Genomic DNA, 11,665 nt, shown 5'->3' on the forward strand with positions numbered 1-11,665 from the left:
TTTTTGATCTTTATCTTTGTGGAATCTGTTTTTATTTTAATTATCTAAATAAGGTTGTTGACCACTTTATATGTTTTTATACAATAGATAAGCAAAGGATATATTAAAATAAGGTTCATTATACTCCTATATTCAGTGGTTAATTAGTAATACTAGATTCTGGTATTTTTGTAATGTTTTGATTTACAGAAACAATTAGGTAAACCTATCACGATTAATTTTATTTGCAAAATAAAAGTGATACTTAATTAGAACAATCATTCTAATTAAGTATATTTGCACTATTATGGCACGTAAGAAAGAGTTTGACCCCGTTGAAAAGTTAGAGAGAGCAAGAGATATCTTTTGGGAAAAAGGATATCATATTACTTCTATGGAAGATCTGGTAACTCATATGCAGGTAAATCGCAGAAGTATGTATGATACTTATGGAGACAAGCACAAACTATTTATTGAAAGTTTGCGTAACTATGCTTTAGAAACCTATGAAGAATATAGGTTAGCTGCCCTTGGTGAAAATTCTGCATTAAAAGCGATTAAATTAATTTTGAATAAGGCTATAAAGCGATCATTTGAACAAAATAAGGTTTGTATGATTGTTAAAACCTCCTTTGAGGTTGGTGCTTTAGATTCTGATATTATGGAATTGTTGAAACAATTAAATCTAAAGTTAATCCTCATTTTAGAAGATTTAATTATTAAAGCACAAGAAAATAATGAAGTGAATCGAAATAAAAATGCCAAAGAATCTGCCCAATTTATTGTTGGTTCATTAGCAGGATTATGGCAAATGCAGATTTTGTATAATGACATAGAAATGATCCAACAAATGGCAAAACGTCTTATTGAAAGCCTGGAATAATTTTTTTGGAATATTGTAGAACAATCATTCTATAATTATTCAACTTAATATTGTCTATAATCAAATCTCAGTACTAATTATAGAACGATCGTTCTATATAAGCGTCAAAAATTATAAAACTAAAATAAACAACATTAATTAAAATCAGAAATAATGGAAAAAACGGAATCTAACGAAAAGGAAAAAATTTTGCTTACTTATATTTTGAAGCACCAGCAAGATAAAAACCTTACCTCTATTATTCATATTCTAAACAAAAATTCATTTTGGGAAATTTTTCCTCCAAAGGACGTAGAAATCTTGAGCTGGAATGTTTTAATAGGATTAGGTCATGTAGTTGTTTTACGGTTTTCAGCTTCTAGGCTGCGTGAGGTAAATCTTTCGCTAGAAAAAGGAGCTTGGGGAGCTTTTAATACTGAGGCTTATAGTACTTATGATTATACAGATGCTTTGCAAGAGAAAAAAGAATTCAAGATTAATAATACAATTTAAATAATAAATATGGAATTAGGTTTAAGTATGTTTGGTGATCTACATATTGATCCGATAACAGGAATAAGACAATCAGGAGAGCAACGTTTAAAAGAACTGATTGAAGAAATCAAGCTTGCAGATGAAGTAAAGCTAGATGTGCTAGGTATAGGTGAGCATCATAGAGAAGAATATGCAATATCAAGTCCTGAAATTGTATTAGCAGCGGCAGCAACAGTAACAAAGCAAATAAAATTAAGCAGTTCAGTTACGGTATTAGGGTCATCAGATCCAGTTAAGCTGTATCAAAATTTCGCATTAGTGGATTTAATATCTAATGGTAGGTCAGAATTAATTGCGGGAAGAGGCAGTTTTACAGAATCTTTCCCATTATTTGGATACGATTTAAGTGATTATAATGCTTTGTTTGAAGAAAAATTAGATTTATTGCTTCAGATTAATGATAAAGAAACAATCAATTGGAATGGTCAATTTCGTCCATCTTTAGAAAACCAAAAAATTTTCCCAAGAGCAGTAAAGGATAAGATACCAGTATGGATTGCTGTTGGAGGAACACGAGAATCTGTAGTAAGGGCTGGCCGCTTAGGGTTACCAATTATTTTTGCTGTTATTGCTGGCACACCTTTGTTGCATTTTCAGCCTCTTTTTGAATTATATAGAGAAGTATATGAAAAATCTGGGCATGATATGAATCAATTTCAGGTAGGAATGTTTTCTCATGGTTTATTTGGAGAAAATTCTAAAGCAATAAGCGACTATTATTATCCATTATATGCTGCACAAATGGATAGAATTGGGAGAACGAGAGGATGGGCTCCTTTTCAACGCAATCAGTATGATTTTGGACAATCTAAGGATGGAGCCATGTTTGTGGGAGATGCAGAAGAAACAATCGATAAAATTTTATATGCACGTGAGCTATATGGAATCACTCGCTTCTTTGTACACATGGACGTAGGTGCTCCTTCTCATTCGCATTTGATGAAATCAATAGAAATTTTCGGAACTAAAATAGCCCCAAAAGTTAGAGAGGCATTACACAAAAATTAATATAATAAACAATGAAAAATATAGAAAAAATAAACCTTTGGAATGGTAATATGCCTACAGCTAATGGCTTATCAGGTGAAGAAATTTTAACTCCAAACGAGATTATAAAAATCTCTAATATTAGTGAGGCTGAATTAACAATATATCGCCCTGAAACGGAAATAAATACTGGGATTGCTACAATTATCTGTCCCGGTGGAGGCTATGCTGGATTGGCAATAAATACAGGCTACGATTTTGCAGCTTGGTTAGCTTCTATTGGTATAACTGGTATTGTATTGAAATATAGATTACCCAATGGAAACAAAGAAGTTCCGCTAGATGATGTGCAGAAAGCGATATCCTATGTCCGTAAAAATGCTTTAGAATTAGGAATAGATAAAAATAAAATAGGTGTAACTGGATTTTCTGCAGGAGGGCATCTCGCTGGGCTAGCTTCAACTTTATTTTTGGAAGAAAAAGAAAATAATCGCCCCGATTTTTCTATTCTGTTTTATCCATTGATTACAATGGGAGAAAACACTCATAATGATTCAAATAAAAATCTTTTAGGGAGTAATCCTTCAGCATCAGATATAGAAAGATATTCTTGTGACAAGCAAGTCTGCGCTAATACGCCGCCAGCATTAATTTTTGCTAGTGATGATGACAATGTTGTCGCGCCAATAAATAGTATAATGTATTATAAATCGCTAAAAAAGCATGGTGTTAATGCCTCTTTATACGTATTTCCGCAAGGAGATCATGGTTGGGGGCTTAATGGAGTGGATATGTTTGGAAAAGATTTCAAGTATACAGATGAAGTGAAAGCTTTAATCAAAAAATGGATAAATGAGTTATTTCCATTTGTATAATTTCCAATACAACTCTTTCAGTATTTAAAAATTATCGCTCTCCCCTATTCAATAGTCAAAAGAAAGTATAATACTATGTACTCTAAGAATCATTAAATTTTAATTTAAAAAATCCGCTAAAGAATATTTAAATTCTCGAGCGGATTTTTTTGATTTATATTCTCTAAATAGCTTGTTTTAGCTAGTTAGCAAACTTTTGTAATAACTCTCTACATCTTTCCAGTTATAATAAGGGGCGCTATCTGTTTTAATAGTTGGAACAAGAACTTCTTTTTCGTGAAGAAGGAATTTTACAAGTATATCCTCTGATTTTGGCTTGCGGAAAAATACTATTTGAATATTTCCAGCCATTGGTGCTACTTTAAAATCGCTCCATGCTCCATAGAATTTATCAGTGTCTGAAATACTGTTATAAGTCCCCTCTAAATGAAGAAGCATTGCTAATGGGATTATATTACCATCGTGTGCAAAACGAAGTGTAGCTCCTTTTTCTTTTGATGCTATCATTTTGTTAGCATTTTCTAGAATGTTTTTTAAAGTTGGTTTCTGATTTTCAAACATGATTCCGTTATTGATAGCAGAATTAGCATCATTTACATACAAGCGATAATTAGTACATTGCCATAAATCGAAAAGCTCTTGTTTTTCGAACAAATCATAAAAGCTAACTTTAGTTTCGATATTTTGCATCCCTCCTGCTATAGCAAACAACTTTTTCATGGTTGTTTCTGGGCTCACTTTCTTAATAATAAAATCATTATCAGAAAATAGAGAACTCACTAAGCGATCTGGGTTTGTATGTTTTGTTTCAAATTTTTGAAATTCTTCTTTCCAAGTGTCTTTAGCTGATCTAAAAGCAATAGCTTCTGGTGTGTGGTAGTTTAAGTAACGTTGCCATTTTATGCCTGAATTTCTAGTAATTTGTAAGCTTGGATTAAACTCTTTAATACGCTCACAAAAAGCATCCATGCTTAGAGTCACACGTACTACAGTTGTAGCACTAGCATCTACTTGTGCGTCTTTTGTAAATACCTTTGGATAAAGAGTGTACATACGTTCTGCAATGCCTCTTTGCTCCTGTACTCCTACTGTCGAAAGATCTCCACCTCTAAACTCTACCTCTTGCCAAAGTAACTGTAATCGCTTTAAGACATCCTTTCCTAAATCAGTAAGTGCTCCATTTTTATTAGCATTTTCAAATAAATCCAATATTTCTTTATAATCATTATCACTTATCAAATAACGAGATCCATGACGCCCAAAATGACTGATATAAAATGCTTCGTATCCTTTTGGTGCTGGTGTGTAAGCTACAATGTCTTTGGCAGGATAAGCGTAATAAACACCAGCCGTTTTCTCTGGTGTATCAAACATTTCTTGTTGGGTGGTTTGTGCTAAAATAACAGTCAAATTAGCTAGTGTAAACAATAATGATAAGCGGATTTTTTTCATTTCTATTTAATTTATTGTAAAGCAAATATATTCTAAAGTTTGGATTTTATTTTCACAAAAAGCCCCCAAATAGTGTTTAAGTATTTGGGGGCAATTCAGAATTAACTAAATATTTTCTGTTTTTTTATTCTTTGCTAGTCATTAGCTCTTTTATATATTTCACCGGAGCACTACCATAACTTAAGAACTTTTCATGAAATTGTTTCAAATTAAATTTCGTTCCTTGTTCTTTTTTCAATGATTCTCTAAAATCATAAATTTCAGTATATCCTGTAAAATAAGAACACAATTGTACTTGTGATAATGTTGCACGTTTCCATTTTCCGTCTGCTTCTGCCTGTTGTTGGAAAGCTTCTTTGGTTAATAAAGCTAATGCAGCTTCTTTTGACATGTCTTTCGTATGTACGCTATAATCTAATATAGTGTTACAAATTGTTCTAAGATTCCATTTGTAATACATCAACCACATTTCATCTGAGTTTTTGTATCCACTTTCTAGCATCATTCTTTCAGTATATACAGCCCAACCTTCAATCATCGCACCATTTCCTAAAATAGATTTGATGATACTTGGTGATTGATTGCTATAAACTAATTGTGTATAATGTCCAGGAATTGCCTCATGAATATTAAGGATTTGTAAAATGTAATCGTTGTATTCTCTTAAATAGCTTTCAGCATTTTCAGCTGTCCAACCTGTCATGCTTCCTACGTTATAATAAGTGTTTGCATTTTTGTCATAAGGACCTGGAGCAGATATAGAAGCTCCTGCAACACCTGCCATGTAAGCTGGTTCTTTTCTAACTACAAGAGGTTTAGATGGGTCTATATAAAGTAAATCTTTAGCTTTTACATAAGCAACAAGCTCTGGAATTTGTTTTTCAATTTCTGATTGAAACTTCTCTGGAGTTGTATGTTGCAATGAGATTTTATCAATTACTTGCTTAATTAATTCTAATTTATCTGTTGGTTTTGCAGCCGTTCCATTATATTTTGCCCATAATTTATTAGCAAGGACAAACATTTTTTCATGCAAATCATTTTTTTGATTCACTGCAATCTTATAAATTTCATCAGCAGTATATCCTGATTCAATATCAAAGTTGAATTTTTTAGCATATAATTCAGAACCTAATCTAAAAGAACGAGGTGTTTTATTGTCTAATTTTTTCAACCAATTAGCATAATCTGTAATTGCTTTTACTGAAACATCTGCTTTGTCTGTAATTTCCTTTTTTTCTTCAGCTGATAATTTACTTTTACTTAAAGCAGCTACTAAATCTTCTTTAAATACTGAAATTCCACCTAGGTTTTGATCTATTGCAAGTGCAGTATGTTCTTTGGTTGGATTTTTAATGTTTGATTTAGCTGCTTCATAATAAGCAGGAATCGCATTCATTTTTAAATTGAAATTATGTAGTCTGGTATCTAGAGAATCGTATTTACCATTTAATATTTCTGCAAAAGAGCCAGAAACATTATAATATGAAGGATTCCATTCAGATGATTTAAGTTCATTTATACTAAAAAGAGTGCTTTCTAGCTGATTTTTAATCATATAAAAATCAGTTTTATTATTATCAGAAAGGCCTTCTAATGGATATTGTTTTAATGAATCTAATTGAGAATTAGCAAAAGCTATTTGCTTTTTTTGATTTTCTGCATTTGGAACAACCAAAACGCTATCGTATTTATGGTACCCTTGGCTAGCTGCCCAATCTGGATTTAATTTCCATAAGTCAGTTATAAAACCGTCCTTGTATTTCTCAAATTTTTCATTTGTAGCCTTATCGTCACCTGTTTTAGCGTTTTTATTACAGGAAACCATTAAAGCGACAACAACAATAGGAATAAAAAGTTTTTTCATATTTCTTAATTTATTAAAAGGATAAAGATAAAAAATGATCTTTATGATGTACTATTTTATAATTTTAAATTGACTGCAAAGGGCTTAAATCTATTTACCTCTTTGCGAAAGGAACGCAGATAATACGGATTCGCTAAGGCGAAAACGCGGATTAAAATGAATTTTTATTTATTGTTTTTAAAAACCCGTTTTAATCTGCGTCTTTACTTTTGTAAATCAGTATTATCTGCGCTCCTTTATGGATAGGATACGTAAAGTTTGGAAAGCCTTTGAACCTTTGCTACTTAGTACCTAAGAACCTTTAGTAAGCTAACAAATCAAGAAGTTCTTTCTCAAATCGCCCTTTTGGCAAATATTGATCTTCTATAGCTTTTGTAAAAGGAATTGGAGAGTCTAAACTAGCAACACGCTTTACAGGAGCATCAAGATAACGGAAACAATTTTCCATTATTAATGCCGAAATATCACTGGCAACACCACCAAAAAGCGAATCTTCTTGATAGATAATTACACGCCCTGTTTTCTTAACCGATTCGTAAATTGCTTCGGTGTCTAAAGGTTGCAAGGTTCTTAAATCTAGCAAATCTGCTGATATATTAGGATTCTTATCTAGTGTTTCTAAAGCCCAATGTACTGGCGCTCCAAAAGCAATAATGGTAACATCATTCCCTTTTTTTAATAGAGCAGCTTTTCCTAATGGAATTGTATAATAATCTGTTGGTACATCTTGATAAACACTTCTGTATAATTGTTTGTGTTCAAAGAATAAAACAGGGTTTGGGTCATTGATTGATTCGTTTAATAACCCTTTAGCATCATAAGGAAAAGCAGGGTAAACGACTTTCAAACCTGGAGTTTTTGTAAACCAAGCTTCATTGGTTTGTGAATGAAAAGGTCCAGCTTGAGTACCACCACCACAAGGCATTCGAACGACAACATCGGCTTTTTCTAACCAACGGTAATGTGATTTTGCCAATAAATTTACGATTGGATTGAATCCTGTTGAAACAAAATCAGCAAATTGCATCTCAACTATCGCTTTGTACCCATTTATGGAAAGCCCCATTCCTGCTGAAACTACTGCGCTCTCGCAAATTGGAGTGTTTCGAACCCGGTCTTTACCAAATACTTCAACAAAACCATCTGTTATTTTAAAAGCACCACCATATTCTGCGATGTCTTGTCCCATAATAACCAAATTGGGATGAAGTTGCATTGATAAATTTAAGCTAGACGAAATAGCATCTATAAATCGAATATTTTTTGTTGCCAAGTCTGGCATAATCTCTTTATAGCTGTAAGGTTTGTAGACATCATTTAATTCTTCATCATAAGAAGCTTCAATTTCTGGCTCTTCATTAGCAATAACTAGGCTTTCATCGATATCTTTTTTTATCTCAGCATGTAGTTCCTCATCATATTCAGTGGTTAATACTCCTAGTTCTGTTAAATAGTTTTTGTAATTATTTACAGGATCTTTTATTGCCCACATGTTCATTAAATCTTGTGGAACATATTTAGTACCACTCGCCTCTTCATGCCCGCGCATTCTAAATGTTTTAAACTCCAGTAAAACGGGACGTGGGTTTTCTATCATCGAAAGTTTTAATTCTGTCAAAAGATTATAAACTTCTAAGATGTTATTTCCGTCTATAATATGACTTTCTATACCATAACCCACTCCTTTATCAGCTAGGTTCTCACAACGATATTGCTCATTTGTTGGAGTTGATAGTCCGTAACCGTTATTTTCAATAATAAACATTACAGGTAATTCCCAAACAGCAGCAATATTTAATGCTTCATGAAAATCTCCTTCACTTGTTGCTCCTTCACCTGTAAAAACAGCAGTTACTTTATTGTTCTTTTTTAATTTATTGGCTAAGGCAATTCCGTCAGCAACACCTAATTGTGGTCCTAAATGTGAAATCATTCCTATAATCTTGTATTCTTGTGTTCCGAAGTGGAAACTTCTATCACGACCTTTTGTAAAACCATTGGCTTTTCCTTGCCATTGCGAAAAAAGACGGTATAATGGGATGTCTCTTCCTGTAAAAACACCTAAATTACGGTGCATTGGTAAGATGTATTCATCAGAGTCTAAAGCTGCTGTAACTCCTACAGATATAGCTTCTTGTCCTATTCCTGAAAACCATTTAGATACTTTTCCTTGACGGATTAAGATGAGCATCTTCTCCTCTATTAATCTTGGTTTTAATAATCTTTTGTATAAATCTAATAGTTGTTCGTTGGTGAGTTTTTTTCTGTCAAAAATCATTTTTTGGTTTATTATTTAGTCAATAGAATGTTGTAAAAATATAATAACTTAGTTATATTTTGTTATATAATTATTAATTATTCGCATTTGTTGAAATAAAAATAACAAATTAGTTTTACATTTGCTTAAGATATGGTCTTTTGACCTATTTAGTTATCAATAAATATGTAAAGTATGCAAAACATTCCTAGTGTAGACTTACGTGATTTCCTTTCGGACAACCCGGAACGTAAACAAAAATTTGTAAATGAAATCGGAAATGCATTTGAAAACATTGGCTTCGTAGCCCTAAAAGGTCATTTTTTGGATGATCAATTAGTTAACGAACTTTATGGCGAAATTAGAAAATTTTTCGCATTGCCAATAGATTCTAAACATAATTATGAAATTCCAGGTATTGGAGGTCAGAGAGGTTATGTTTCTTTTGGTACAGAACACGCCAAAGGGAGAAAAGAGGGTGACTTAAAAGAATTCTGGCATTTTGGTCAGTATGTGAGTGAAAACTCAAAGTATGCTTCAGAGTACCCAGAGAATGTTGAAGTAGCTGAGTTACCAAGATTTAATGTTGTTGGTAAAGAAGCGTACCAAATGCTTGAAAAAACAGGTGTTTATGTTCTAAGAGCTTTAGCTCTTCACCTTGGATTAGATGAGTTTTACTTTGACAACTATGCCAAAGACGGAAATTCTATCTTACGTCCTATTCATTACCCACCAATTACATCTGAACCAAAAGATGCAATACGTGCTGCTGCACATGGTGATATTAACCTTATCACTTTATTAATGGGTGCTCAAGGTAAAGGATTGCAAGTTCAAAATCACGATGGAGAATGGATTGATGCCATTGCCGAAGATGATCAACTGGTAATTAATGTTGGTGACATGCTTTCACGTCATACCAATAACAAATTAAAATCAACTATTCACCAAGTAGTTAATCCACCAAGAGAATTATGGGGAACATCTCGTTACTCAATTCCATTTTTTATGCACCCAGTTAGCGATATGCGTTTGGATTGTTTAGAGAATTGTATTGATGCTGAAAATCCTAAAAAATTCGAGGATATTACTGCTGGAGAATATTTATACGAACGTTTGGTAGATTTGGGTTTAATCAAAAAATAATCTTTAAATTTACCTAATCATAAAAAGACATTGAGTTTATACTTAATGTCTTTTTGCTTTATAAAATTTGAATACCATAGCTATAACTTTTTATAATGTTGCTCTTTATCCCTGCGAGATGTAAAACCTGAACGCGGCTGATGCAGATTTTTAAAAGTTTTTGGCATAAGGAGAATAAATAACTCCATGGTATTGGCATTCAAAAGCATAGCATTCAAAATAAAATTACAATATAAATGGACTTACACGACCAACTAAAAAATCTATTTCCAGATCATGAAGTATCTCCTGAGGAAACCGTAGTTCCAGAGGAGCATACGCTTTTTATCCAAAAAGAACCTATGATTTGTAAATACGAAAAGCGAAAAGGAAAAGCCACAACTATAATCGAAGGTTATGAAGGAACTGACGAGGATTTTAAAATTCTTGCCAAAGAAATTAAAACCAAATTAAGTGTTGGTGGTACTTTTAAAGACGATTCTATTATAATACAAGGGGATTACCGCGATAAAATAATGGAAATACTTAAAGCAAAAGGATTTAAAGTAAAACGTGTTGGCGGGTAATTCAGTGTTCAGTCTCAGTTTGCAGTAGCAGTAAATTGATTTTTTCTTTGTGAACCTTGATTTTATAAAGATTTACAATAAAACCTTTGTCCCCTTAACAGTTAATCATATAATTAAATAAAAAAAGACATACTGCTATGTGTTTCTATAATAAACCTTAGAACCTCAGAACCTTTGTGCCTTTGAATCTTAAAAACAAACAAATGATACAATCATCAGAATTAATATTAAATCCAGACGGAAGCGTCTATCATTTAAATCTTCGTCCAGAAAATATAGCACATGACATTATTTTTGTGGGTGATCAAAATCGTGTAGAAAAAATCACGCAGTTTTTTGACAGCATCGAATTTTCTACTCAAAAAAGAGAATTTAAAACACAAACCGGAATCTATAAAGGAAAAAGAATTACAGTAATGTCAACAGGAATCGGTCCTGATAATATCGATATTGTTGTAAACGAATTAGATGCTTTGGTTAATATTGATTTAGAAACTCGTAAACCAAAAGAAAACTTAACTTCTTTAAACATTATAAGAATTGGAACTTCTGGTTCTTTGCAAGCTGATATTCCTGTAGATAGTTTTGTTATGTCAACTTTCGGACTAGGACTTGATAATATGCTTCGCTCTTATTTAATTGACGAAGTTTCAGATGTGGCTATTGAAGAAGCTTTCATTAATCATACTAATTGGGACATTCGTAAAGGTAAACCTTATGTGATTGCTTGTTCTGAGAAATTAGAAAAGCTTATCGAGAGCGATAAAATGCACAAAGGAATTACTGCAACTGCAGGAGGTTTTTATGGCCCACAAGGACGTGTTTTGCGTTTAAATATTCAAGATGAAGAACTAAACTCTAAAATGGATAATTTTGAGTTTAATGACAATAGAATTACAAATCTAGAGATGGAAACGGCTGCTATTTACGGTCTTTCGGCATTGCTAGGACATCATGCATTATCATTGAATGCTATTATTGCCAACCGTGCAACAGGAACTTTCAGTGCAGATCCATACAAAGCAGTAGATGAGCTAATTTCATATACATTAAATAAGATTGTTGGATAACTAGATTTTCAGACTTCTTAGATTAACTGTTTAAGTTTATACTTAAAAT

Annotated in this window: 10 protein-coding genes; 7 read left to right on the forward strand and 3 right to left on the reverse strand. The window is 32.5% G+C overall.

Annotated elements, in window-relative coordinates; all coding sequences use genetic code 11:
• The first annotated feature begins 286 nt into the window (after positions 1–286).
• The 4 genes from LNQ49_RS00645 (at position 287) to LNQ49_RS00660 (ending at position 3,258) form a co-directional block, all read left to right on the forward strand.
• Positions 287–862, forward strand: coding sequence for a TetR/AcrR family transcriptional regulator (locus tag LNQ49_RS00645; protein ID WP_229986865.1), 576 nt, complete (start codon positions 287–289; stop codon positions 860–862).
• Between the two features lie 153 nt (positions 863–1,015).
• Positions 1,016–1,354: a hypothetical protein gene (locus LNQ49_RS00650; protein WP_229986866.1), complete on the forward strand. Its 339-nt coding sequence runs from the start codon at positions 1,016–1,018 to the stop codon at positions 1,352–1,354.
• A gap of 9 nt (positions 1,355–1,363) precedes the next feature.
• Positions 1,364–2,404, forward strand: coding sequence for an LLM class flavin-dependent oxidoreductase (locus LNQ49_RS00655; RefSeq protein ID WP_229986867.1), 1,041 nt, complete (start codon positions 1,364–1,366; stop codon positions 2,402–2,404).
• 11 nt (positions 2,405–2,415) lie between these two features.
• Entirely contained in the window at positions 2,416–3,258 is an 843-nt protein-coding gene (locus LNQ49_RS00660; RefSeq protein ID WP_229986868.1) for an alpha/beta hydrolase, read from the forward strand.
• Positions 3,259–3,435: 177 nt separating this feature from the next.
• Here LNQ49_RS00660 and LNQ49_RS00665 read toward each other — a convergent pair whose 3' ends face one another.
• The 3 genes from LNQ49_RS00665 to LNQ49_RS00675 all read right to left on the reverse strand — a co-directional run bounded on the left by LNQ49_RS00665 (position 3,436) and on the right by LNQ49_RS00675 (position 8,855).
• Complete coding sequence (locus LNQ49_RS00665) at positions 3,436–4,710, reverse strand: histidine-type phosphatase (RefSeq protein WP_229986869.1); 1,275 nt, start codon at positions 4,708–4,710, stop codon at positions 3,436–3,438.
• Between the two features lie 124 nt (positions 4,711–4,834).
• Positions 4,835–6,577 carry a DUF885 domain-containing protein gene (locus LNQ49_RS00670; protein WP_229986870.1) on the reverse strand — a complete coding sequence of 581 codons (1,743 nt, stop codon included), beginning with the start codon at positions 6,575–6,577 and terminating at the stop codon, positions 4,835–4,837.
• Positions 6,578–6,878: 301 nt separating this feature from the next.
• Entirely contained in the window at positions 6,879–8,855 is a 1,977-nt protein-coding gene (locus LNQ49_RS00675) for an alpha-ketoacid dehydrogenase subunit alpha/beta (protein WP_229986871.1), read from the reverse strand.
• A 174-nt stretch (positions 8,856–9,029) separates the two neighbouring features.
• On the opposite strand from LNQ49_RS00675, the gene LNQ49_RS00680 reads away from it, so the two are divergent.
• The 3 genes from LNQ49_RS00680 (at position 9,030) to LNQ49_RS00690 (ending at position 11,616) form a co-directional block, all read left to right on the forward strand.
• Positions 9,030–9,980 (forward strand): isopenicillin N synthase family dioxygenase, encoded by a 951-nt coding sequence (locus LNQ49_RS00680; protein WP_229986872.1) that lies wholly within the window; start codon positions 9,030–9,032, stop codon positions 9,978–9,980.
• Positions 9,981–10,216: 236 nt separating this feature from the next.
• Positions 10,217–10,546: a translation initiation factor gene (locus tag LNQ49_RS00685; RefSeq protein ID WP_229986873.1), complete on the forward strand. Its 330-nt coding sequence runs from the start codon at positions 10,217–10,219 to the stop codon at positions 10,544–10,546.
• A 203-nt stretch (positions 10,547–10,749) separates the two neighbouring features.
• Entirely contained in the window at positions 10,750–11,616 is an 867-nt protein-coding gene (locus tag LNQ49_RS00690; protein ID WP_229986874.1) for a nucleoside phosphorylase, read from the forward strand.
• The last annotated feature ends 49 nt before the right edge of the window (positions 11,617–11,665 follow it).

The sequence above is a fragment of the Flavobacterium pisciphilum genome, from assembly GCF_020905345.1.
Lineage (GTDB): Bacteria > Bacteroidota > Bacteroidia > Flavobacteriales > Flavobacteriaceae > Flavobacterium > Flavobacterium pisciphilum.

Excerpts from the sequence above, each read along its gene's own strand:
- LNQ49_RS00645 (WP_229986865.1), top strand. The coding sequence starts at position 287 with ATGGCACGTAAGAAAGAGTTTGACCCCGTTGAAAAGTTAGAGAGAGCA.
- LNQ49_RS00650 (WP_229986866.1), top strand. The coding sequence starts at position 1,016 with ATGGAAAAAACGGAATCTAACGAAAAGGAAAAAATTTTGCTTACTTAT.
- LNQ49_RS00655 (WP_229986867.1), top strand. The coding sequence starts at position 1,364 with ATGGAATTAGGTTTAAGTATGTTTGGTGATCTACATATTGATCCGATA.
- LNQ49_RS00660 (WP_229986868.1), top strand. The coding sequence starts at position 2,416 with ATGAAAAATATAGAAAAAATAAACCTTTGGAATGGTAATATGCCTACA.
- LNQ49_RS00665 (WP_229986869.1), bottom strand. The coding sequence starts at position 4,710 with ATGAAAAAAATCCGCTTATCATTATTGTTTACACTAGCTAATTTGACT.
- LNQ49_RS00670 (WP_229986870.1), bottom strand. The coding sequence starts at position 6,577 with ATGAAAAAACTTTTTATTCCTATTGTTGTTGTCGCTTTAATGGTTTCC.
- LNQ49_RS00675 (WP_229986871.1), bottom strand. The coding sequence starts at position 8,855 with ATGATTTTTGACAGAAAAAAACTCACCAACGAACAACTATTAGATTTA.
- LNQ49_RS00680 (WP_229986872.1), top strand. The coding sequence starts at position 9,030 with ATGCAAAACATTCCTAGTGTAGACTTACGTGATTTCCTTTCGGACAAC.
- LNQ49_RS00685 (WP_229986873.1), top strand. The coding sequence starts at position 10,217 with ATGGACTTACACGACCAACTAAAAAATCTATTTCCAGATCATGAAGTA.
- LNQ49_RS00690 (WP_229986874.1), top strand. The coding sequence starts at position 10,750 with ATGATACAATCATCAGAATTAATATTAAATCCAGACGGAAGCGTCTAT.